This window comes from Pseudarthrobacter sp. PH31-O2 (assembly GCF_030063265.1).
Taxonomy (GTDB): Bacteria; Actinomycetota; Actinomycetes; order Actinomycetales; family Micrococcaceae; genus Arthrobacter.
In genome coordinates this window covers 267,926-289,850 of sequence record NZ_JASIST010000005.1, presented here as the reverse complement: position 1 = coordinate 289,850, position 21,925 = coordinate 267,926, and the positions used below count along the sequence as shown (strand labels likewise).

General features: G+C 66.2%; 26 protein-coding genes and 1 tRNA gene. 12 read left to right on the top strand and 15 right to left on the bottom strand.

Going from position 1 to position 21,925, the window contains the following annotated elements; genetic code table 11:
• Positions 1-13: 13 nt before the first annotated feature.
• The 4 genes from QMG72_RS10485 to QMG72_RS10470 form a co-directional block, all read right to left on the bottom strand.
• Positions 14-343: a hypothetical protein gene (locus QMG72_RS10485; RefSeq protein ID WP_226773749.1), complete on the bottom strand. Its 330-nt coding sequence runs from the start codon at positions 341-343 to the stop codon at positions 14-16.
• Positions 344-385: 42 nt separating this feature from the next.
• Positions 386-922: a 2-C-methyl-D-erythritol 2,4-cyclodiphosphate synthase gene (gene ispF / locus QMG72_RS10480; RefSeq protein ID WP_226773748.1), complete on the bottom strand. Its 537-nt coding sequence runs from the start codon at positions 920-922 to the stop codon at positions 386-388.
• 2 nt (positions 923-924) lie between these two features.
• Positions 925-1,743, bottom strand: a complete 819-nt coding sequence (ispD, locus tag QMG72_RS10475) for a 2-C-methyl-D-erythritol 4-phosphate cytidylyltransferase (RefSeq protein WP_282360565.1) — start codon at positions 1,741-1,743, stop codon at positions 925-927.
• A gap of 116 nt (positions 1,744-1,859) precedes the next feature.
• Positions 1,860-2,342, bottom strand: a complete 483-nt coding sequence (locus QMG72_RS10470; protein WP_024367191.1) for a CarD family transcriptional regulator — start codon at positions 2,340-2,342, stop codon at positions 1,860-1,862.
• Positions 2,343-2,642: 300 nt separating this feature from the next.
• Between QMG72_RS10470 and QMG72_RS10465 the strand changes: the two genes are divergently transcribed.
• The gene (locus QMG72_RS10465) at positions 2,643-3,230 is read left to right on the top strand and encodes a hypothetical protein (RefSeq protein ID WP_226773746.1); all 588 of its coding nucleotides are present in this window, start codon (positions 2,643-2,645) and stop codon (positions 3,228-3,230) included.
• Positions 3,231-3,321: 91 nt separating this feature from the next.
• Here QMG72_RS10465 and QMG72_RS10460 read toward each other — a convergent pair whose 3' ends face one another.
• Both QMG72_RS10460 and QMG72_RS10455 read right to left on the bottom strand, forming a co-directional pair.
• Positions 3,322-4,002, bottom strand: a complete 681-nt coding sequence (locus QMG72_RS10460) for a response regulator (RefSeq protein ID WP_226773745.1) — start codon at positions 4,000-4,002, stop codon at positions 3,322-3,324.
• Positions 3,999-5,255: a sensor histidine kinase gene (locus QMG72_RS10455; protein ID WP_226773762.1), complete on the bottom strand. Its 1,257-nt coding sequence runs from the start codon at positions 5,253-5,255 to the stop codon at positions 3,999-4,001. Before QMG72_RS10455 ends, QMG72_RS10460 begins: the two co-directional genes overlap by 4 nt.
• Positions 5,256-5,462: 207 nt before the next feature.
• Here QMG72_RS10455 and phoU point away from each other — a divergent pair, with 207 nt between their 5' ends.
• On the top strand, positions 5,463-6,125 hold the full coding sequence (phoU, locus tag QMG72_RS10450; RefSeq protein WP_226773744.1) for a phosphate signaling complex protein PhoU: 663 nt from the start codon (positions 5,463-5,465) through the stop codon (positions 6,123-6,125).
• A 95-nt stretch (positions 6,126-6,220) separates the two neighbouring features.
• Here phoU and QMG72_RS10445 read toward each other — a convergent pair whose 3' ends face one another.
• Entirely contained in the window at positions 6,221-6,967 is a 747-nt protein-coding gene (locus QMG72_RS10445) for a phosphoglyceromutase (protein WP_226773743.1), read from the bottom strand.
• 148 nt (positions 6,968-7,115) lie between these two features.
• Here QMG72_RS10445 and QMG72_RS10440 point away from each other — a divergent pair, with 148 nt between their 5' ends.
• Positions 7,116-7,964: a class I SAM-dependent methyltransferase gene (locus tag QMG72_RS10440; RefSeq protein ID WP_226773742.1), complete on the top strand. Its 849-nt coding sequence runs from the start codon at positions 7,116-7,118 to the stop codon at positions 7,962-7,964.
• Positions 7,965-7,985: 21 nt separating this feature from the next.
• On the opposite strand, the gene QMG72_RS10435 is transcribed toward QMG72_RS10440, so the two are convergent.
• Together QMG72_RS10435 and QMG72_RS10430 are read right to left on the bottom strand one after the other, a co-directional pair.
• The gene (locus QMG72_RS10435) at positions 7,986-8,342 is read right to left on the bottom strand and encodes a DUF2516 family protein (RefSeq protein WP_226773741.1); all 357 of its coding nucleotides are present in this window, start codon (positions 8,340-8,342) and stop codon (positions 7,986-7,988) included.
• A gap of 9 nt (positions 8,343-8,351) precedes the next feature.
• Entirely contained in the window at positions 8,352-9,548 is a 1,197-nt protein-coding gene (locus QMG72_RS10430; protein ID WP_226773740.1) for a trans-sulfuration enzyme family protein, read from the bottom strand.
• Between the two features lie 88 nt (positions 9,549-9,636).
• Between QMG72_RS10430 and tmk the strand changes: the two genes are divergently transcribed.
• The 5 genes from tmk to QMG72_RS10405 all read left to right on the top strand — a co-directional run bounded on the left by tmk (position 9,637) and on the right by QMG72_RS10405 (position 14,655).
• Positions 9,637-10,293: a dTMP kinase gene (gene tmk, locus QMG72_RS10425; protein WP_283480430.1), complete on the top strand. Its 657-nt coding sequence runs from the start codon at positions 9,637-9,639 to the stop codon at positions 10,291-10,293.
• Positions 10,290-11,432 (top strand): DNA polymerase III subunit delta', encoded by a 1,143-nt coding sequence (locus QMG72_RS10420; protein WP_283480428.1) that lies wholly within the window; start codon positions 10,290-10,292, stop codon positions 11,430-11,432. Before tmk ends, QMG72_RS10420 begins: the two co-directional genes overlap by 4 nt.
• 64 nt (positions 11,433-11,496) lie before the next feature.
• Positions 11,497-13,077 (top strand): alpha/beta hydrolase, encoded by a 1,581-nt coding sequence (locus QMG72_RS10415; protein WP_283480426.1) that lies wholly within the window; start codon positions 11,497-11,499, stop codon positions 13,075-13,077.
• Between the two features lie 83 nt (positions 13,078-13,160).
• A tRNA-Thr gene (locus QMG72_RS10410) sits at positions 13,161-13,233 on the top strand.
• 150 nt (positions 13,234-13,383) lie between these two features.
• Positions 13,384-14,655 carry an MFS transporter gene (locus QMG72_RS10405; protein WP_283480425.1) on the top strand — a complete coding sequence of 424 codons (1,272 nt, stop codon included), beginning with the start codon at positions 13,384-13,386 and terminating at the stop codon, positions 14,653-14,655.
• Between the two features lie 34 nt (positions 14,656-14,689).
• Here the strand turns inward: QMG72_RS10405 and QMG72_RS10400 are convergent, their stop codons facing one another.
• On the bottom strand, positions 14,690-15,163 hold the full coding sequence (locus tag QMG72_RS10400; RefSeq protein WP_226773735.1) for a hypothetical protein: 474 nt from the start codon (positions 15,161-15,163) through the stop codon (positions 14,690-14,692).
• A 72-nt stretch (positions 15,164-15,235) separates the two neighbouring features.
• Between QMG72_RS10400 and QMG72_RS10395 the strand changes: the two genes are divergently transcribed.
• Both QMG72_RS10395 and QMG72_RS10390 read left to right on the top strand, forming a co-directional pair.
• The gene (locus tag QMG72_RS10395) at positions 15,236-16,231 is read left to right on the top strand and encodes an NADH-quinone oxidoreductase subunit E (protein ID WP_283480423.1); all 996 of its coding nucleotides are present in this window, start codon (positions 15,236-15,238) and stop codon (positions 16,229-16,231) included.
• A 39-nt stretch (positions 16,232-16,270) separates the two neighbouring features.
• Positions 16,271-16,450, top strand: coding sequence for a hypothetical protein (locus tag QMG72_RS10390; protein WP_226773733.1), 180 nt, complete (start codon positions 16,271-16,273; stop codon positions 16,448-16,450).
• Between the two features lie 98 nt (positions 16,451-16,548).
• Here QMG72_RS10390 and QMG72_RS10385 read toward each other — a convergent pair whose 3' ends face one another.
• The 3 genes from QMG72_RS10385 to QMG72_RS10375 form a co-directional block, all read right to left on the bottom strand.
• The gene (locus QMG72_RS10385; protein ID WP_226773732.1) at positions 16,549-17,394 is read right to left on the bottom strand and encodes an aldo/keto reductase; all 846 of its coding nucleotides are present in this window, start codon (positions 17,392-17,394) and stop codon (positions 16,549-16,551) included.
• A gap of 106 nt (positions 17,395-17,500) precedes the next feature.
• The gene (locus tag QMG72_RS10380) at positions 17,501-17,956 is read right to left on the bottom strand and encodes a hypothetical protein (RefSeq protein ID WP_226773731.1); all 456 of its coding nucleotides are present in this window, start codon (positions 17,954-17,956) and stop codon (positions 17,501-17,503) included.
• A 6-nt stretch (positions 17,957-17,962) separates the two neighbouring features.
• Complete coding sequence (locus QMG72_RS10375) at positions 17,963-18,655, bottom strand: bacterial proteasome activator family protein (protein WP_283480420.1); 693 nt, start codon at positions 18,653-18,655, stop codon at positions 17,963-17,965.
• On the opposite strand from QMG72_RS10375, the gene QMG72_RS10370 reads away from it, so the two are divergent.
• Together QMG72_RS10370 and QMG72_RS10365 are read left to right on the top strand one after the other, a co-directional pair.
• Entirely contained in the window at positions 18,654-18,812 is a 159-nt protein-coding gene (locus QMG72_RS10370; protein ID WP_226773729.1) for a hypothetical protein, read from the top strand. The two genes, QMG72_RS10375 and QMG72_RS10370, sit on opposite strands and share 2 nt — an antisense overlap.
• Complete coding sequence (locus QMG72_RS10365) at positions 18,805-19,272, top strand: hypothetical protein (protein WP_283480418.1); 468 nt, start codon at positions 18,805-18,807, stop codon at positions 19,270-19,272. The genes QMG72_RS10370 and QMG72_RS10365 overlap by 8 nt, the downstream gene beginning before the upstream one ends.
• Before the next feature lie 104 nt (positions 19,273-19,376).
• Here QMG72_RS10365 and QMG72_RS10360 read toward each other — a convergent pair whose 3' ends face one another.
• Both QMG72_RS10360 and QMG72_RS10355 read right to left on the bottom strand, forming a co-directional pair.
• A complete protein-coding gene (locus tag QMG72_RS10360) occupies positions 19,377-19,568 on the bottom strand; it encodes a YbdD/YjiX family protein (protein ID WP_226773727.1) in 192 nt (63 codons plus the stop codon).
• Positions 19,569-19,581: 13 nt separating this feature from the next.
• Positions 19,582-21,882, bottom strand: a complete 2,301-nt coding sequence (locus QMG72_RS10355; RefSeq protein WP_502934656.1) for a carbon starvation CstA family protein — start codon at positions 21,880-21,882, stop codon at positions 19,582-19,584.
• Positions 21,883-21,925 lie beyond the last annotated feature (43 nt).

Genomic DNA, 21,925 nt, shown 5'->3' with positions numbered 1-21,925 from the left:
GCACCCCGGGCGACTACTTGCAGTACTCGCCGATCCTGTTGTTCTGTTCCGTCAACTGCTTGGTCTGCTCGGCGCTCGTGGCCCCGAGCGAGGTGCCCGCCACCGCCGTCATGATGTCCGCCATCTTCTGGATCGGGTCGGCCACCTCGGACGCCACCTTGTCCGCGACCTCCTGGTAGTGCTTGGAGATCTGCTCAGCCTTTTGCTGCTGGTTGCCGGTGGGGACGAAGGTGTCCTTGTTGAGGAACGCGCAGCTCTCCGGGAGTCCCATCTTCGGTGTCGCGGTGCAGCCGGTCAGCAGCAGTCCGGCCAGAACGACGACGGCGGGCAGCAGCTTTTTCACGGGAGGTCTCCTGGTCTTGCGGGAAGGGATCTTCCGTCAAGCCTAGGCGACCGATTCCTGGGGCGCGGGCTTGGCAGGGTAAACGAGGGCGGTCGCCATGGCTGAAATCCCTTCGCCGCGGCCGGTAAATCCAAGTCCGTCGCTTGTGGTTGCCGAGACGCTGACCGGCGCGCCTGCTGCTTTGCTGAGAACCCGTTGGGATTCCTCCCGGCGGGGGCCGAACTTGGGCCTGTTGGCGACGAACTGCACGGCGATGTTGCCGATTTCGAAGCCTGCGGCGCGGACGATCCGGGCAGCCTCGGCCAGCAGGGTCACCCCTGAGGCGCCGGCGTACTCCGGGCGGTCGGTACCGAAATGGGTGCCCAGGTCACCGATACCGCAGGCAGAGAACAGGGCGTCGGCGGCAGCGTGGGCGACGGGGTCGCCGTCCGAGTGGCCGGACAGTCCCCGTTCCCGGTCCCAGAACAGGCCGCCAAGCCAGAGCGGCTGGGGCGCGTCCGCTGGGGCGTAGGCGTGGACGTCGATGCCGATTCCGGTCCGCGGGATGAGGGGCAACGGCGGTTTCTGCGTTCCGGACATGCTCAGCCTTCCACCCAGCGGACGCCCAGCGGGCCTTCCAGTAGCCCCTCGGCGATGATCAGGTCCAGCGGGGTGGTGATCTTCAGCGATTGGCTGGCGCCGCGCACCGCGTGGACCGGGACGCCCAACAGTTCCACCAGCATGGCGTCATCGGTGACGGCCGCGGCCTGTCCGGCGTCGAAGGCGGCTGCCGCCGCGTGGGCGCGCCGCAGGGTCGCAAGCTCAAAGCCCTGCGGGGTCTGCACCGCCCGCAGGGTTTCCCGGGCAGCGGTGCCGGTGACAAGTTCCGGGGCGATCGCGGCGCCGTCGCCGGACGTCGGCTGCACGGTTTTGACCGTGTCCACCACGGGCATAACGGGAATGACGGCCAGCGCGCCGGCCGTAAGGGCGCGGGACACCCGGTGGAAAACAGCTTCCGGCGTCAGTGCTCGGGCGGCGTCGTGCACCAGGACAGCTTCGGTGGCCGGCAAGAGCGCTGCCAGCCCGGCGCGGACCGACTCGGCACGGGTGGCACCGCCGTCGACAATTGTCACCACCGGGACATCTCCGGCTTCGCCGTCACCGGGCGTGTCCGGCCGCTCGGCCTTGAGCTCCCGGGTGAAGGCCTCGCAGAGGGCGAGGAGCTCCGGGTCGCCGGGCGGGATGGCGACGCAAATCTGCTGCGCAATGCCGGATCCGGCGACGCCCCGCAGGGCGTGGGTGAGGATGCTGTCCCCGCCCAACGGGACCTTGGCTTTGGGCATCCCGTAGCCCAGGCGCTGGCCGGAGCCGGCAGCCACAACGATGACCGCGGTGACGGGGGTTTTTGGTGCAGAGTCCATGCGCACAAGACTACGTCGCGGCGCGAGCGGCATCCCACTGCGCTATCAGGCGGGCACAAGAAACCCCGGCAGCCGCTAGGCTACCGGGGTTTAGTTCTTTTCTGTTCAACTCTTGTTTAGGAAGCCAAAACCTCGTCGAGAACGCTTGCAGCCTTCTCTTCGTCGGTCTTCTCGGCCAGCGCCAGTTCTGAAATCAGAATCTGGCGTGCCTTGGCCAGCATGCGCTTCTCCCCTGCGGAGAGACCCCGGTCGTGATCGCGGCGCCACAGGTCACGAACGACCTCTGCCACTTTGATGACGTCACCGGAAGCAAGCTTCTCCAGGTTTGCCTTGTATCGACGTGACCAGTTGGTGGGTTCTTCAGTGAACTCGGCCCGCAGCACTTCAAATACGTGCTCCAGACCTTCTTTGCCCACTACGTCCCGGACCCCAACTAGGTCAACGTTTTCTGCTGGAACTTCAATGGTCAGATCACCCTGAGCCACCTTGAGCTTGAGATACATCTTCTCTTCGCCCTTGACAGTGCGCATCTTGATTTCTTCAATTTTTGCTGCACCGTGGTGAGGGTAAACTACTGTCTCGCCGACCTCAAAAACCATGTGGACATTCCCCTTTCCCGCAGACCAGTTTATCACGTTTAAGGCATACAACTGCCATGGAACCCGCCCAAGAACCGCATGAATACGGGGAAAATGGCCTTAATCGACCCCGTTAGACCTCTTGACGAAAGCGGATATTAGTGTATTGAAAGTCCTTTGCCAAGAGTGCCGGGACACCGCGTGCGTGGCGGGCAGGCCCACGAGTCTGCAGGATTGCGTCCCGCCCGAATCATGGTTTGACCAGGATTGCCGATAGGCTATGGCTGAATAATGTTCCAAGACTCTCAAGGAGTGCGTGACGTGGGTTTCTCTGCTTCCAACCGGGGCCAGCGCGGCAAGCTGGCAATCGCGACGGCTGCTCTGGCCATCAGCCTGCTGTCCGTAACGGGCTGCGGCTACATCAACCCCCAGCAGACCTCCCAGCAGTATGCTGCGTCAGATGGAACCCAGGCCAACGTTGGGCCGTTGCAGTTGCGCAACATGATGATCATCTCCTCCGCTGAAGACAAGCCCGGCCGCGTCGTCGGCGCTGTCTACAACTCGTCCTCCACCGACGTGACCCTGACCATCCGGGGTTCGGCCGGCTCCCAGACCCAGGTCCCGGTCAAAAAGAACTCGTACACACTGCTGAACGAATCCACCGACGAGGCGATCCTGAGCACCACCGGCGGCGCCCCGGGCTCCCTCGTCGAGGTTAGCCTCCGCGAGGACGGCACTAACCAGAGCACCACATTCAAGGTCCCGGTACTGGACGCCACGATCTCCGACTACAAGCAGTACCTGCCAACCGCCACGCCGACCGAGTCGGCCACTCCGACGTCGTCCGCCACTCCGACCGACTCTGCCGCGACGACGCCTACCTCGACGCCGACGCCGTCGGGAAGCTAGAACCAAGAGCTTTTTACTAAAGCGAGGGGCGCCGGGTGTGAAATATCCAGACCCGGCGCCCCTCGCTTTAGTTATTTGGACCGGTCAGGGCTTACGGCTCGAACTTATAACCCAGGCCGCGAACCGTGATCAGGTGCCGCGGCGCCGAAGGATCCGGCTCGATCTTGCTGCGAAGCCGCTTAACGTGGACATCCAGGGTCTTGGTGTCCCCCACGTAATCAGACCCCCAAACCCGGTCAATCAGCTGCCCCCGGGTCAGGACGCGGCCGGAGTTCCGCAGCAGCATTTCCAGCAGTTCAAATTCCTTGAGCGGCAAGGACACTTGCTCACTGCTTACCGTGACCACGTGCCGCTCAATGTCCATCCGGACCGGCCCGGCCTGTACTGTGCTGGACACCAGTTCCTCAGGCTCACCCTGGCGGCGCAGCACAGCCCGGACCCGTGCCACCAGCTCCCGGGAAGAGTAGGGCTTGGTGACGTAGTCGTCGGCGCCGAGTTCCAGCCCAACAACCTTGTCAATCTCTGCGTCCTTCGCGGTCAGCATGATGACCGGGACCGATGAGCGCTGCCTCAGCTGCCGGCAGACTTCGGTGCCTGACTGCCCGGGCAGCTGCAGGTCCAGCAGCACCAGGTCGGCACCGTTCCGGTCGAATTCGGTGATGGCGTCCAGACCGTTGTCTACAATCGCCACCTCGAACCCTTCCTTGCCCAAGAGATATGACAGCGGGTCGCTGAATGACTCTTCGTCCTCGACAATAAGAATTCTGCTCAAGCGGTAGCTCCTTGCTCATGGGCGCCGGCGGCGTCCCGTCGTGGTGGTCTGGGATGCTCGGACGGACCGCGGGCAGTGGACTGCTCGGCTGCCCGGTCCGCAGGCGCCTGCGCGTCCGAACCGTCGCCGACGTCCTGCCCCTCCAGCTCCGGAAGCCGGATCGTGAACGTGGAGCCCTGCCCGGGCTTGGACCAGAGCGTCACCTCGCCGCCGTGGTTGGCGACAACGTGCTTGACGATGCTCAGGCCCAGTCCGGTACCGCCGGTGTGGCGCGACCGTGCCGCGTCCACCCGGTAAAAGCGCTCAAAGACCCGTTCCTGGTCCTCGGGGCTGAGGCCCCCGCCCTGGTCCGTCACGGAAACGGCCACGAGGCCGTCCTTGACCCGGATCCCGACTCCGACCCTGGTGTTTTCCGGGGAGTACCGGATCGCGTTATCGATCAGGTTGCGCAGGGCGGTCACCAGCTGGTCCTGGTCGCCGTAAACCATCGCCTCGGTGCGGCCGGCCACTACCAGATCGATGTTCTTACTCTCGGCCGGCAGCTGGGAGCGGTCCACTGCCTCGGCGACGACGGTATTGATATCCACCGCACGGCCCTGCTTTGCAACATTTGAGCCCTGCAGCCGGGACAGCTCGATGATGTCCTGGACCAGGGCTGCCAGGCGCATGGATTCCTTGTGGGTACGCCTGGCGAAGCGGCGTACGGCGTCGGGGTCGTCCGCGGAGGACTCCAGCGCCTCCGCCAGCAGCGAAATGGCGCCGACGGGTGTCTTCAATTCATGGGACACGTTGGCAACAAAGTCATTGCGAACTTCCTCGGTGCGGGTGAACTCGGTCCGGTCGTCGGCCAGCAGGAGGATGTAGTCCTCAGCGATCACTGCCGCGCGCACCTGGACCACCATGGTTCCCTGCCCCAGCGGGCCCCGGGGAAGTTCGAGGATCCGTTCAAGGATGACGCCGTCGCGACGCACTTTGGCAGTCATCTCCAGAAGCTGGTCATGGACCAGGGTGTGGCCGCGAACCAGCCCGTAGGCGTAGGCGGCCGGGCTGGCGCGGACGACGCCGTCGATCGCGTCCACCACAACAAAAGCCCTGCCGACGGCGGCCAGCACCTCGGCGGCGCCCTGCGGAAGCGCCGGCTCCTCAGACTCCACGTCCACCAGCTTGCGCTGCTGCTCGCTGACCCGGAAGGCGAGCACGCCGAAGACGCCAAGCGAGAGGCCGATCAGGCCGGCGATCACGCCGATAAGCATAGGGTCCACGGCCCCAGCTTATGCGCTGGCCCGCGTCGGAACGGCTAATCTCCCGCCATTCCCGGCGTGGTTCAGCTAACGTTCACCTTTAGGGGCGCAACAGTTCACCAGGCGCTGGAAGACTGAACAGTTGAAGCGCCGATAGGTGAAACGAAATGGGTCGACCGCCGCGACGGCCGACGATGTTTCAAGGGAAAGGACGCACACGTGCGCAAGGTTTTTCAGGAAGAACTCACCCAAGTCGGGGAACAGCTCGTAGAAATCTCAATGCTGGTCAGTGAGGCTGTGGAGAAGGCCACCGCTGCCTTCGATGGCGCCGACATCGATCTGGCCGAGGACGTCATCGCGGCCGATGCCCGGATCGACTTCCTGCAGAACAGCCTGGACGAGCGCGCCATCGACATTCTCGCCCTGCAGGGCCCGGTGGCAAGCGACCTGCGGATGATCGTAGGCTCCCTCCGCATGAGTGCCTCGCTGGAGCGAATGGGCGACCTCGCCCGTCACCTTGCCCAGCTTGCCCGGCTCCGCTACCCCGCCACAGTGGTCCCCGCACAGCTGCGCGACACGTTTATGAGCTTCGCCGAGCACGACCTTCTGATCGCACGCAAGCTCACCTCACTGCTGGAAACCCGCGACCTTGAATTCGCCCGGGACATCATGAAAGCCAACAGCGCCGTCAATGATCTGCACCTGAGCGTCTTCAAAGCTATCGCCCGCAGTGACTGGCACGAGTCCCCCGCGACGACTGTCGACGTCGCCCTCGCCAGCCGCTACTTCGAGCGCTTCGCGGACCACGGCGTGTCCGTCGCGCAAAAGGTCACTTACCTGGTCACCGGCGCCTGGCAGCCGAACGGCATCGAACACAGCTAACCACTCGGCCGTTTGAACGGCGAAGAGTACGACGACGGCCGGTCACCTTGGGGTGACCGGCCGTCGTCGTTGAATCGGCGATTATGCCGCAGGCGCTACTTCTTGCCCTGGTTCGCGACGGCCTGGATGGCTGCGGCCGCGGCCTCGGGATCGAGGTAGGTGCCGCCCGGGTTGAGCGGCTTGAAGTCCTCGTCCAGTTCGTAGACCAACGGGATTCCGGTGGGGATGTTCAGTCCGGCGATGGCTTCGTCGCTGATGCCGTCAAGGTGCTTGACGAGGGCACGCAGCGAGTTGCCGTGGGCCGTGACCAGTACTGTTTTACCGGCCTTGAGGTCTTCCCTGATGTCGGATTCCCAGTAGGGCAGCAGGCGGACCAGGACGTCTTTGAGGCACTCGGTGCGGGGCAGCGCGGCGCCGAGGTCCGCGTAGCGCGGATCATGCGCCTGGGAGAACTCGGAGTCGTCGGGCAGGGGCGGCGGCGGGGTGTCATAGGACCGGCGCCAGGTCATAAACTGCTCTTCGCCGTATTCGGCGAGGGTCTGGGCTTTGTCCTTGCCCTGCAGCGCGCCATAGTGGCGCTCATTGAGCCGCCAGTCCCGCTTGACCGGGATCCAGCCCCGGTCGGCTTTGTCGAGGGTGATGTTGGCGGTGTTGATGGCCCGCTTCAGCAGTGAGGTGTACAGGACGTCCGGGAGGATGTTGTTCTCCACAAGAAGCTCGCCGCCGCGAACCGCTTCGGCCCGGCCCTGGTCGTTGAGGTCAACGTCCACCCAGCCGGTGAACAGGTTCTTGGCGTTCCATTCGCTGTGGCCGTGGCGCAGCAGAATCAGCTGATATGTCATGGTTTTCATCCTAGCCGAGCGGTCCCGGCAGTGGCTCAGCGTTACATCGACCGGACAGTGCGGCACCGCCGGATTCATTCGGTGCCGTTCCGGGCCGGCATCAACTGCCGTTCCGGACCGGCACGGCACTGGAAGATATGGTTGGCGTGTGGTGCAAAAGGCAGAGCGGGTATCGCCCCCGCGGAACCAGGGCGTGGCCAGGAACGGACCCCGAACGGGCAGGCCGGTGGGCAACATTACCCGGGGCACCACCAACCCCAACCGGATGCGGCGGCTGGACCGCTGGCTGACCGGTCCGCAGGCCTGGCGGCTGCGCGCGGCGGACGATCCCCTCGTGGTGGACCTGGGTTACGGGGCTTCCCCGGCGACCGCCGTCGAACTCTTTGAACGGCTGTCCGTGATCCGTCCCGATGTGCGTGTGGTCGGCATCGAAATCGAGCCGGAACGGGTCCGCCTGGCCAAGGAACTGGAACGGCCGGGGCTTAGCTTCCAGCTCGGCGGCTTCGAACTGCCGGTGGCCGGCCGGCCGGTCCTGGTGCGGGCGTTTAATGTGCTGCGGCAATATGAGGAAACGGACGTCGCCGCGATCTGGCGGCTGGTGCAGGGGCGTCTGGCCCCGGACGGGCTGTTCATCGACGGGACCTGCGACGAGATCGGCCGCCGGGTGACCTGGGTAGCACTGGACGCCCGGCAACCGCTGAGCTTGAGCCTGTCCATGCGGTTCGGGAGTTTTGTACTGCCCTCGGAAGTGGCCGAGCGACTGCCGAAAGCCCTGATCCACCGTAACGTTCCGGGCGAAAGGATTCAGGCCTTCCTGCAGGCAATGGACAAGGCCTGGCTGGACGCTGCGCCCCTTGCGTCGTTCGGGAACCGGCAGCGGTGGACTTCCATGTGCCGTTCACTGCTCGATGGCGGCTGGCCGGTCCGGGACGGACCCGGCCGGTGGCGGCTGGGCGAGCTAACAGTGGCCTGGAACGCGGTTGCGCCCGGGCCCTGAATGGTTGCCGGTGGCTGGGGACTACCAGGGTCCGTAAGGGCCCATGTTGCGGCTGCCGCCGCGGCCGGCGTCCTTGACTGCAGGCCGGACGTCGGCCAGGTACACGGAGGCCGCCGTTACGGCGACGAGCCCGAACAACCCCAGCGGGCCCAAAAGGCCTCCGCCGCCGCCGCCCACCAGGGAAAGCAGGCCCACGGCCATGGCACCGCCGGTGAGGGCGAGCCAGAACGTCTTGGTGCGCTTGGAGACGGCCTCAAAGACGTTCGCTTTGTGCCGCAGGCAATCGAAGAACGCCCACACCTCAAGGGCAAGTGCTACCAGGGCCAAGAGAAAATAGATCCCTGTTTCAACATAGTAAATAAGCGCTCTTCCGTCCATGACCCCAGCCTAGCTGGCCAAGCCCGCCAGGGCCTGCTCCAAATCGGCCCAAAGGTCCTCGACGTTTTCTATTCCTACGCTCATACGGACCAGGTTGTCCGGCACACTGGCCGGCTCGGCGGTGTGCCGGCGCCGCCGTTCGATCAGGGACTCCACGCCGCCCAGAGAGGTGGCCGGCAGCCACAGCCGCAGTGCACGGATCATCCGGTCCGCGGCATCGGCACCGCTCAGGGTGCCCGCGGGACCGGCCACGGGAGCCACTTCAATACACAGCACGGAGCCGAAGCCCTTCATTTGGCTCTTGGCCCGGCTGTGGCCGGGATCGGAGGCAAGGCCGGGGAAACGGATGCCACCGACCCTGGGGTGGGTGCTGAGCCGCTCCGCGAGGACCGCTGCCGAAGCCTGCGACCGCTCCACCCGCAGGGCCAGCGTGCGCAGCCCGCGCAGCGCCAGCCAGGCCTCGAAGGGCCCTGCAATGCCGCCGTGGATGGTGCGGTGGTGCAGCAGCGCGGCGCGGAGCCCGGCGTCGGACGTCACCAGGGCGCCCAGCACAACATCGGAGTGGCCGGAGAGGTACTTCGTCACCGAATGCAGCACAACGTCGGAGCCCAGCGCCAGTGGCTGCTGCACCAGCGGGGTGGAGAAGGTGTTGTCCGTGACAACCACCGCGCCCGCGGCGTGGGCGGCGGCCGTGAGCGCCCGGATGTCCGCGACACCGAGCATGGGGTTGGTGGGGCTCTCCAGCCAGAGCATGCTGGCGGGCCGCCCGTCCGCCGGCGAAAGCTGCGCCAGGACCGCGTCGGTGTCCGCGATGTCCACGGTGCGCAGGTCCAGGAAACCCTTCCCGGCAAGTTCCGTGGCCATCACCAGGGATCCGGCGTAGCTGTGCGAGGGCATAACCAGGACCCCGCCGGCCGGTACCAGGGACAGGGCGGAGCTGACGGCAGCGAGGCCGGACGCATAAAGCAGGCCCGGGAGTTCGGCTCCCTCCAACTGACCGAGGGCTTGCTCGAAGGGATCCCAGGTGGGATTGGAATAGCGGCCGTAGCCGCGGTCGCCGTCGCCCAGGGGTCCCGTGCCAAAATAGGTCGATGAGAGCACCAGCGGAGGGTTGACCGGTTCATCGCGTTCACGCGGCGGGCGGCCCGCCGCCACAACCAGTGTTTCTGCGGAGAGGGCCGCTGCCTGTTCTTCGGAAAGACTCATGGTCACAGCGTACTTTGGCGCGTTGCGGGGCGGCCAAGGTGTGACGCCGGAGCGCGCTGCTGTCAGGGATTGTCGGTAGTCTAGAGCGGTGACTACCCAGAACCCCGGACTGTTTATCGCCTTTGAGGGCGGCGACGGCGCCGGCAAGTCCACGCAGGCAGCCGAGCTGGCAGCGGCCCTTGAATCGCGCGGCCGCACGGTGCTGCGGACCCGGGAGCCCGGTGGCACCCCGATCGGGGAAAAACTTCGTTCCCTGGTCCTGGACCACGGCCACGGCCACATCGACGCGCACACCGAAGCGTTGATCTTCGCGGCGTCCCGCGCCGCCCACGCGGGCCAGGTCATCCGCCCAGCCCTCGAACGCGGTGAAATCGTCCTCAGCGACCGCTATATCGACTCCTCGGTCGCCTACCAGGGCGCCGGCCGGGACCTTGGCACCGATGCGGTCCGACGCATCAACGAGTGGGCCACCTCGGGCCTGCAACCGGATCTGACGGTTCTGCTCGACGTCGACCCTGCAGTGGGCCGCCGCCGCCGGACCGCCGGCGACGCGGCCGAGGACCGGCTGGAATCCGAAGCGGACGAGTTCCACGCCCGGATCCGCGCCTCCTTCCTGGACCTGGCAGAGGCCCGGCCCGGGCAGTATCTGGTGCTCCCGGCCGGCCTCCCGGTCGAGCAGCTGGCGGCACGGATCCTCGACAGGGTCGAAACCCTGCTGTCCCGGCACCTGGGTGCGGGCGTATGAGTGTCTGGGATGATCTGCAGGGCCAGCCCGCTGTTGTGGCCCAACTGCGCCAGGCGACCCAAGGTGCGGGGCTGAGCCATGCGTGGCTTTTCACCGGACCGCCCGGGTCCGGCCGGTCCAACGCTGCGAAGGCTTTCGCTGCAGCGTTGAACTGCGATCAGGACGATGTCCGCCTGCGCGGCTGCGGCGAGTGCGCGGCGTGCCTGACCATCCTGGGTGAAACCCACTCGGATGTGGCCTTTGTGCGCACCGAAAAGGTCACCATCACCATCGATGAGGCCCGGGAGCTGGTTTCCACGGCAGGGAACCGGCCGTCCTCGGCCCGGTGGCGGATCATCGTCGTCGAGGACGCGGACCGGATGGCGGAACGCACCACCAACGTACTGCTCAAGGCCATCGAGGAACCCACCCCGCGCACCATTTGGATGCTGTGTGCGCCGTCCCCTGCCGATGTCCTGGTTACTATCCGCTCCCGCTGCCGGGCAGTGGCCTTGCGGCTTCCGCCTGCTGCCGATGTCGCTGCCCTGCTGGTCAGGCGCGACGGAGTCGACCCGGCCGTCGCCGAACGGGCGGCCCGGGCAGCTCAAAGCCATGTTGGGATCGCGCGCCGGCTGGCCCGGGATCCCGAGGCCCGTGAGCGCCGCCTCGAAACAGTGCGGTTCCCCCTCGCCCTGCGGGGAGTTACCGCCGCCGTCCTGATGGCGGAAAAGCTTGTTAAGATCGCCACCGAGGAGGCGAACAGCTCCAACGATGAGCGCGACGCCGCCGAAAGAGCCGCCCTGCTGGCCACCCTCGGAGCACCCGAAAGCGGCACGCTGCCGCCGGCCATGCGCGGCCAGGTCAAACAGCTTGAGGACGATCAGAAACGCCGCGCCAAGCGTTCGGTGACAGACTCCCTCGACCGCACCCTGACCGATCTGTTGTCCTTTTACCGGGATGTGCTGATCATCCAGCTGGGGAACGCCGTGGAGCTGGTCAACATTGAGCTGAGGGCCGAACTGGTGGCGTTCGCCGGGCATTCCACCGCGGAAACGACTCTTGCCCGCATGGACGCCATCAACAAGGCCCGCAACCGCATCACCACATCGAACGTGGCGCCGCTGCTGACCATCGAGGCCATGGCCGCCAGCCTCATCTGACCCTGCACGGCTCGATCTGCTCCATCCGCTCCGAGTTGCCCGTTCCATTCCCAAGGAGAACCGCATGACGCAACCATCTTTGCCCGCCAGAAGCCGACCCCCCGCGGCCTGGGCGCGGGGGGTCGGCGCTCTGGCGCTCGGCTTGGTGATGGCACTTATCCTGTCTTCTTGCAGTCTTTTCGGGACTGGCGACGGCGGCGCGAAGGACGCCCAGCAGACGGCCGACCCCTCGATCGCCGCGGCAGCGCCGGAGGGACTGCGCAGCTTCTACTCCCAGCAGCTCAACTGGACCCGCTGCGAGGGCGACTTCCAGTGCACCAAGGTGAAAGTGCCCTTGGACTACAGCAAGCCCGACGGCGATACCATCGAAATCGCGGCCCTGAAGCTGGCAACGACGGGCAACAGCAAAAAAGGCAGCCTGCTGGTCAACCCCGGCGGCCCCGGCGGCTCCGGCTACGACTTCGTGCGGGACGCCGGCGCCACCAATATCTCGGAGAAAGTGCGGGCCAGCTACGACATCGTCGGCTTCGATCCGCGCGGGGTGAAACGATCCGCCCCAGTCACCTGCCTCACCGACCAGGAACGCGACGCCTCCCGCGCCAAGGTCTACGCCTTGGACACCGACGCGGGGCTCGCTGAAGCCATGGCGGACAACCAGGCCATCGCGGCCAAATGTGCGGAAAAGACCGGACCGGTGCTCGGCCACGTCGACACCGTCAGCGCCGCCAAGGACCTTGACGTCCTGCGCGGTGTGCTTAATGACAGCAAGCTGAACTACCTCGGCTACTCCTACGGAACCTTCTTAGGTTCCACCTATGCCTCCCTGTTCCCGGACAACATTGGCCGTATGGTCCTTGACGGCGCGATGGATCCCTCCCTCAGCTTCGAGGACCTGACCAGCGGGCAGGCGAAGGCATTCGAGAAGGCCATCCGGGCCTACGTAACGGACTGCCTCGATAACAGCGGCTGTCCGCTCAGCGGCACCCCGGATCAGGCCATCGGCCAGATCCAGGACATCATCAAGGGCGTTGAGGTGAATCCGAGGGCAGCCAAGGACGGCCGGGTCGTCAACGCTTCGATGTTTGTCAGCGGCTTTATCCTGCCGTTCTACAACGACGACAACTGGCCTGCCCTAACGCAGGCCCTCGGCAGCGCCATCAAGGGCGACATGACCCCGATGCTCCGGCTCGCCGATTTCGGCGCCGACCGTGAACCGGACGGCAGTTACTCCTCCAACTCGGCCTTCGCCTTTAATGCCATCAACTGCCTCGACTATCCGATGGCAGCGGACACAGCCTCGATGCGTGCCGAAGAACAAAAGCTGCGGGAACTCTCGCCCACGCTGGGCTCCTACTTCGCCTACGGCGGCACAAGCTGCGCGGACTGGCCGTACCAAAACATCAGGACGCCCGCCCCGGTGGAATATACGGGTTCCACCGACATCGTTGTGGTTGGCACCACCGGCGACCCTGCGACCCCGGTGGAGTGGGCCGGCTCCCTGCGCAAGCAACTCGGCACGGCCTCGCTGCTGACCTGGAAGGGTGAAGGCCACACGGCCTACGGCCGCTCCAACGACTGCATCGGCAACGCCGTGGACGGCTACTTTGTCGATGGAAAGACCCCCGCGGACAACATGGTCTGCTGAGCCCATTTTGACCGGGCCGGAGGCCTCTACTACAGTTATCTCTGGCATGAGGCGTTCGGGCCACCCGGGCGGTTCACGCGGATGCTTCCTTAGCTCAGTTGGTAGAGCGTCTCACTCGTAATGAGAAGGTCGCCAGTTCGATTCTGGCAGGAAGCTCGAGTTGCAAAGATCGGCCCCGGCGATTTCGCCGGGGCCGATCTTTTTTGTCCCCCAGGTACGGCTGACGGGTCCCCGACGGCGCCCCGCTTCCGGGCCCGGGCCGGCTGCCTCTTGTCCTGGCGCCGGTCAGCAGCCGACCATTGGCAGATGGAACAGCGGAGTCAGAGGACGGCGGCCGGCACTGCCGTGCCCGGCGCGAACCGGCGCCGCCTCTGGGGTCCGGTGATCGGCTTTGGCCTGGTGAGCCTGGCAGCCGACATTGTCTCCGACGGCGCCCGGCCGCTGGCTGGTCCGCTGCTGGCCCAGCTGGGCGCCTCTGCACTGGTCGTTGGCCTTGTGACCGGCGCAGCCGAGGCCGCGGCGCAGGGACTGCGGCTGCTGTTCGGACCCTGGGCGGACCGCACCCGCCGGTACTGGACGTTCACGCTGGCCGGATACGGGCTCACCGCGGTTTGTGTGCCCCTGCTCGCTTTGGCGCCGCTCGCCGGGGAAGCCGGATTGGTGCTGGCGTCCGTTCTGATTATCGGAGACCGCGTTGGCAAGGCCATCCGCAGCCCGGCCAAGACAGTTCTGCTGGCAGCGGTCACCAAACAAGTCGGCCGGGGCCGCGGCTTCGCCGTCCATAAATCACTTGACCTTCTCGGCGCGGTCCTCGGGCCGGTGCTGATCGCGGCAGTACTTGCCGCCACCGGCAGCATGTCGGTGGCCTTCGCCGTCCTGGCCCTGCCGGCAGCTGCAGCGATGTTTATGCTGTTCTGGCTGCGCCTCCGGGTACCGTCATCCGTTCCTGCCGCCGTCGACGCCTTACCCCCGCCCGGTGCCGACCGACCGGCGACGGTCTTCACCCGTGGTTTTCTGCTGTTCGCCGTCGCCGCATTCTTCTGGAGCGCCGGCCTGGTGGCGTTCGGTGTTATCGCCTTCCACCTCACGACGACGGCGGGAGTTCCAGTGGCGGTGGTACCGCTGCTGTACGCCGGGGCGATGGCAGCCGCAGCCCTCGGCGCCCTCGCGAGCGGCGTCATTTACGACCGTTCCGGGGCGGCGGCGCTCCTCGCGCTTCCCCTGCTGATCGCAGCAGTCCCGCCGCTGGCGCTGGCGCCCGCCGCAGGCCTGGCATTTGCCGGAGTCCTGGTCTGGGGGACGGCCACAGGTATCCAGGATTCCACCGTCAAGGCGCTTATCGCGGACCTCGTCCCGGAAGGGCGCCAGGGCACGGCGTACGGAGTCTTCGCGGCGTTTGAAGGTGCCGGGGCGCTGGCGGGCGGTGGGCTGTACGGCTCGCTGTATAGCAGCCGTCCGCTGCTGATCCTGGCCGTGGCCGTCCTGCAGCTGATCGCCTTCTCGGTCTTGGTGGTGGCGTTGTTCCGGATCCGCGAACCGCAACGGGGCCGTTCGGCGCGGACCCTGCGGCAGGACTGATCGCTGCAGCCCCGGCCCGGCTGTGGGGTCCTGCTTAGGTGCTCCAGACCGAGGCCGAGCCGGAATGGCCGGTTACGATGCTTTGGTAGACGAAAACGGCCCCCGCCGCCGCCGCGATGACAAGGAGGGCCAGCCGGACCGCACGGTTGCTCCGCAGGGGCCCCAGGAAGGCAAACCACCGGCCGATGGGCTCGTAACTGACCACCAGGGTCGCCGCGATAACCACAAAGAACACCACGGAGACGGCCTTGAGTACGTCCCCTTGCTCCACATGCTCGCGGATCAAGGCAGATGAGGGCCGGGCGTTCTGCAGCTGCTCCCCGGCCTGCGCGGTGAGCAGGGACACGGGAACCAGGCCCAGCGAAAGCACTCCCAGCGGCCAGGCCAGGTAGTTCCGCCAGCGTGGTGCGACGGCATATACGATCGCGCCGAGACCGGCGATCGGCGCCAGCACGACCACCGCGTGGACGAGCAGAATGTGGGCTGGAAGCCCCGCTATTTCAATCATGTGCGCCCTTTATCTCCAGCAGAACTGCCCCTTTGCGGCCGCATTCCCGGGCCGGGCTTCTATGATTCTTGCATGGCAGAGCGCGGACTGGCGGACGTTGCGGCGCGGCTCTATGCCCTCCCGTTAGACGACTTTGTCCCCGCCCGGACCGCCGCTGCCAAAGCGGCCGGCGCCACAAACACGAAGAATTCCCTCGCCGCGGACGTGCGTGCCCTGCCCAAGCCGTCCTTGGCCGCATGGTCCGTGAACATGCTCGCGACCCGGCGACCGGAGACCCTTCGGCAACTCGCCGAGCTGGGAGAGTCGATGCGTGCTGCACAGTCCTCCCTTGATGCCACGACACTGCGCCGGCTGGGACAGACACGGCGCCGGCTTCTCGCCGGCGCAGTCCAGGCAGCACGGGACGTGGCCCAGCAGCAGGGCAGGACGATCAGCGGGGCGACCGCTGCGGACGTCGAAGGGACGCTGCGGGCGGCGACTGCGGACGAGGGAGCAGCTGCGGCCGTGCAGTCCGGTCGCCTCCTCCGGGGCCTGTCCGCCGACGGTGTCGACGCGGTGGACCTTTCGGACGCGGTAGCACTCCCGGGGCTGGTCCCACCAGCAACGCCGGCACCGGATTCCGCGCCGGCCCCTGGCGGTGAGTCCAGCAGGACCGGAGTGCTGACTTCCGACGCCGCCCCGGCGGGAGCCACTGCGCCGCAGGCTGCAGGGCGACCCCGCCTGCAGGCCGTCCGAGAGGAACCGCGCCGGCCCAGTCCCTCAGCGCAGGAACGCGCACGGGCCGCACTGAAGGAAGCCGAAAACACAGCCAGCGTGGCGGCCGATGAAGCCCGCCAGCGTGATGCGGAGCTGGCCCAATCCACTGCCCTGGTAACGGAACTCTCCGACACGGCCCGGGACCTGCGCGAGCAGCTGGCCCGGTGCGAACCGGAGCTCAAAGCGGCCAGGAAACGGCGCGATCTGGCCGCTGCCCAAGCGCAGCAGGCTGATCGGGCGGCGGGTAGGGCCCGGCGAGCCGAGGACCTGGCACGGGAACGGGTGCTGCGGATTGGCAACACGCCGGACTGATGGCCACTTAGTGTCAGTGCCCGGCGGCACACTTAGTCCATGGAAAGCACCCAGTACTTCGAAGTCACGTACCTGGACACGGACTGCGGCCGGATCCGCACCGAGACGTTTGATGACGTCCACGCCGCCGAACGCTTCGCCGCCCGCCAGATCGCGGACGAGCGTGGCTGGGCAATGGTTGACGCCGTTCCGGTCGAGGAAGCCCGGAAGGCTGCCTAGCTGGGTTGCCTTCCGCTCCCGGGACAGCAGAATGGGCCCCACCCGGTTCGGGTGAAGGCCCAGCTGCACGCTTCGCCGGCGGCTTGGCCGGCGTGGCTTTAGGCGAAGTCCGAGACTGCCGGGTCCGCGCCAATGCGGCCGGCGCCCTCGGCAGAGTTGTCCATTCCGTTGATGGCCTGAACATCGGTCTCGTCCAAGGTGACCTCCAGTGCCGCGTAGTTCTCGCGGATACGGGATTCGGTCACCGACTTGGGGATAACGACGTTGCCGATGGCCAGGTGCCAGGCGATAACGACCTGCGCCGGAGTGGCGTTGTGCTTTGCCGCAATCTGAGCGATGACAGGGCTCTCCAACAGCTCGCCGCCCTGGCCCAGCGGCGACCAGGCCTGGGTGAGGATGCCGTGGGAGGAGTTGAATTCGCGCAACTCGGCCTGGCTGAAGAACGGGTGCAGTTCGATCTGGTTAATGGCCGGCACCACACCGGTCTCGTCGATCAGCCGCTGCAGACCTTCCTTGGTGAAGTTGGAAACACCGATGGTCTTCACCCGCCCCTGCTTCTGCAGTTCAATGAGGGCCTTCCAGGTATCCACATACTTGTCCTGCTTGGGCTGCATCCAGTGGATCAGGTACATGTCCAGGGTCTTCAGGCCCAGGCGCTCCATGGATTCCTCGAAGGCCTTCAGCGTGGACTCGTAGCCCTGGTCCGCGTTCCACAGCTTGGTGGTGATGAAGATTTCCTCGGGCGTGAGCCCTGAACGTGCGATGGCCCTGCCCACGCCTGCTTCGTTGCCGTAGATCTTGGCGGTATCGATGTGGCGGAAGCCCGCCTCGAAGGCCTGGACGACAACCTTCTCAGCGACGTCATCCTCAACCTGCCACACGCCGTAGCCGAGCTGGGGGATGGTATTGCCGTCATTAAAAGTCATTACCGGTGAAGAAGTCATCTGGCTATCGTGCCAACGTCCACGCCGCTGCGCCAGTGGAAACCGCGCAGCTAAGCTAGGCGCTTAACCGGGAATTTTCCCGCGTATCCGGCGCACGTCCCGTCCGTCAGCTCGAAGCCGACGCCTGGGCAAGGCGGCGTTCGGCGTCGATGACGTGCTCCAGGACCATCTGGGCGCGGCGTCGAACCGACTCCGCTCCTGCGGGGACCGGGTGGACTGCGAGGCGGACCATCGCCGCTGCTTCGGCTGTGGTCGCCAGGGAATTTCCTGCCGTTGACAGTGCCCGGTGGACTCCCGTCATGGTCCCCGGGATGTCGAGTCCCTCGCTCGGCGCCCGGCGCTGGGCCTCCACACAGATTTGCCGGACCCGTCCCGAGAGCGCCGAGAGTTCGTTGCCGACCGCCAGGAGCTCGGCGTAGAGGGCCTCGTCCTCGACCCCCTCGAGGATTTGGTGGTAGCGGTCCAAGCCCCGGATGAAGCGGTCGTGGGCCCGCCGCCAGAGCCCCTTGCCAAGCTCGGCGTCGTCTTTCCGCCCCTGCCGGGCGGCGCTGAAAAAACCCACGGGCGCCTACAGGTACTGGCCGGGACCGTGGTCCGGGTCTGCGGGCCCGGGAAGCCGGGAGGGTTCCGCGCCCGGTGCCGGCGCCGCCGCCCGCTGGGGCTCGCCGTTCGCACCGATAATCACGCCGGGGGCGATCATGGTGCCGGGCGGCAACTGGCGGAGCTGCGCCTGCGCCACGGCCTGCTCCCGGGCAGCGTGTTTGGCCGCGAGGGCGGTTTGGATTCCGTGGAAGAGGCCCTCCAGCCAGCCGACCAGCTGGGCCTGGGCGATCCGCAGTTCTGCGTCCGACGGGGTCCCCTCCGCCGGAAAGGGAAGGGTGATCCGTTCCAGTTCCTCGACCAGTTCCGGGGCGAGCCCGTCTTCCAGTTCCTTGAGGGACCGCTGATGGATTTCGGCCAACCGGGCGCGGGCGGCGTCATCGAGCGGGGCAGACTTCACTTCGTCCAGGAGCTGCTTCATCATGGTGCCGATCCGCATCACTTTCGCCGGTTCATCGACGAGGTCCTGGAGCTGGCCAGTCCTTTCCCGGGTATCCGCGGCACGCCGCGACCGTGCCGGGTCCTTCGGGTCCGAGGGGCGCAGCGGTTCCGGCAGCTGTTTGTCTCCCGGCTGGACGCCGTCGCCGTCCGGGCTGGAGTCCAGGGCAGTGCCCTCGACAGGTACCACGGCGTCGGTCTGAGTGTCGTGCGGATCGCTCATGGCTTCATACTCTCACGAGCCGGGTGCCCGGCTGCGGGCGTACCCGGCCGGGCCCACGCAGTCGCTCACCCGCACCCCTCCGGCGCTGCACCCTCCGGTCCGGGCTGAGGCAGCTCAACGCCCGCTGCCGCACGTGGAAGTATTCACCTATGACTAACGAGCACAACGAGGCCACCCGCCCGGCGTTTACGGACCCCCAGGGCCCGGACGCCGCGACCGAATCCAGCCGCAGGTGGGCCCATATCGGGGCCATCATTGTCGACGCCACCCTGCAGCGCCGGCAGAACTACCACTCGACAGTCAAGCCGCGCGTTGTCGCCCTGGTCGACACCTGGCCGGATGCCGACACAACCAGCGGATTCCGCCGGCACCTCGACACGGGAACGCTCGCTGAAGTCATCAGCTGGCCCTCGCCTGGCCGTCTCGCCCAGGTCGAGGACATAACGGGCGTTTTCGAGGATCAGGACATCGAAACCGTCATGGATCTCCGCGGCGCACTCGGTGACCCGGCCAGGAGGACCGGTCTCCGGCAGGCCCTTGCGTCCGTGCGGCATGTCAGCCCCAAAACCCTGGACTACATCGAAACCCTCAGCGGAGTGTCCACGGAGGGTGTTTAACTAGCCCGCACAGCTGCGGCGAAGGGCGACGCCGGGCACCTGTGTGCCCGGCGTCGCCCGTCCCCTGCCGGCTGAGTTCAGCTACGCCGGCCGGTGCGAACCGGTCAGCAGCATCGGCCCTGCGGGTTGGCGTCCTGGCGGTCCGTCTGGTCCCGCCAAAACTCCCGCTCAGTCATCGGCGTCGTGCCGTGGCCCAAGGCCGCATGATGCGCCGAGTACTTCGAATAGGCATCCGCGCCCATAACGCTGCCCAGGTAGCGGGCGAAACCCCGCAACCCCACAACGACGGCGTTCATTTCCGTGCCCGCATCAGTGCTGGCCGGCCTTTTCGAACCGCTGATCGGCCGGAAGTTTGTTCCACTCGGCCATCAGCTCGCGCTCCGACGGGGTGGGGATCACTCCGGCCGGAGCGAAAACGCGCGAGGCGACTGCTGGGTCCTCATGATTCGGGTTCGGCAAACCGCGCGTTGCATTGCGGAACGCCTTCACGCTGGCCAGGATCGCGGTGATAATAACGATGATGCTCAGCACCACAAAGATCACCGACAGCCAGCCCTGGATCATGGTGTTGCGGACCACGGCCTCCATGGCCAGCTGGGTCTTGGCCGTGCCGAAGGAGGTCTTGCCGTCCGCGAGGGCCTTGGTGAAGGCTGCGTTGTTTGCGAAGTAGCCCACGGCGGGCACCGGCGAGAAGATCTTGTAGAAGCTGGCAGTGATGGTCACAACGGCTGCGAAAGCCAGGGGAAGCGCCACAATCCAGAGGTACTTGAAGGATCCGCGCCTAGCCGCAATGGCCATACAAACCGAGAGGGCAATGGCTGCCAGCAGTTGGTTGGCTATGCCGAACAGCGGGAACAAGGTGTTAATGCCGCCCAGCGGATCGGTGACGCCCATCAGCAACACCGCGCCCCAGGCCGCGACCATAATCGCGGTGCAGAGCCAGGCGCCGGGGCGCCAGGAGTGCTCCTTGAACTTAGGGACAAAGTTGCCAATCGAGTCCTGCAGCATAAAGCGCGCAACCCGGGTACCGGCGTCGACGGCGGTGAGAATGAACAAGGCCTCGAACATAATGGCGAAGTGGTACCAGAACGCCATCATGGCCGTACCGCCGATGAACTGCTGCATGATGTGGGCCAGACCCACGGCCAGGGTGGGGGCGCCGCCGGTGCGGGAAATAATGCTCTCCTCGCCCACATCCTTGGCCGTCTGGGCCAGGAAATCCGGGCTGATGTTCACGCCGGCCAGCCCCAGGCTGTTGACCCACTGCGCGGCGGTCTCCACGGTGCCGCCGGTCAACGCCGCCGGGGCGTTCATGGCAAAGTACAGGCCGCGGTCAATGGAGATCGCTGCAACGAGGGCCATGATGGCGACGAAGGATTCCATCAGCATGCCGCCGTAGCCAATAAACCGGGTCTGGCGTTCCTTCTCGATCAGTTTCGGCGTGGTGCCGGAGGCGATCAGGGCATGGAAGCCGGACAACGCGCCGCAGGCGATTGTGACAAACAGGAACGGGAACAGGGACCCGGACAGGACCGGTCCGTTGTCCCGGCTGGCGAACTCGCTAAACGCCGGTACGTTGACTTCCGGACGGACCACGATGACGGCCACAGCCAGCATGGCGATCACACCGATCTTCATAAACGTGGACAGGTAGTCGCGCGGTGCAAGCAGCAGCCAGACGGGCAGGATCGCGGCAATGAAGCCGTAGATGATGAGTCCCCAGGCGATGGTGACCTTGTCCAGATGGAAGAAGGCCGCTCCCCACTCGGTGCCGGCGACGGCGCCGCCGCCGATGATGGCCGCCATAAGCAGCACGAAGCCGATGAGGGAGACTTCCATAACCTTGCCGGGCCGAAGGTAGCGCAGGTACACGCCCATAAAGAGTGCGATCGGAATGGTCATACCCACGGAAAAGACGCCCCAGGGGCTCTCGCCGAGGGCGTTCACAACGACGAGGGCCAGGATCGCTACGATGATCACCATAATCAGGAGCGTCGCGATCAGGGCAGCGGTGCCGCCGATCACCCCGAGCTCTTCGCGAGCCATCTGGCCCAGCGAGCGACCGCCGCGGCGCATGGAGAAGAACAGCACGAGGTAGTCCTGGACGGCACCGGCCAGGACGACGCCGAGGATGATCCAAATGGTGCCCGGAAGGTAGCCCATCTGGGCGGCAATGATCGGACCGACGAGCGGGCCGGCACCGGCGATAGCGGCAAAGTGGTGGCCGAACAGCACGTTGCGGTCCGTACGGACGTAGTCTTTGCCGTCGGCCTTGTACTCGGCCGGGGTGGCGCGGCGGTCGTTCGGTTTGGTCAGGTAGCGCTCGATGACCTTGGAGTAGAAGCGGTAGCCGATCAGGTAGGTGCACACTGCGGCGAACACGAACCAGATGGCGTTGACTGTTTCGCCGCGCACTATCGCGAGCATAAACCAGGCCACCGCACCCAGCAGGGAGATCGCGGCCCAGAGGGCGATCTTGGCCGGCGTCCAGTTGCGCTCTTCGGCTTCGGTTACGCCGGCGTCCACCGCGGTGGGCGGCAGCAACGGGTCCGGCGTGATGCCGTCGTCGACCAGTACGTTCTTTGGCGTGCCATCTGGCATTGTGCCCATGTCTCCTCCTTGAGAAACCAACTGGGCAAATCCCCGACAGAGG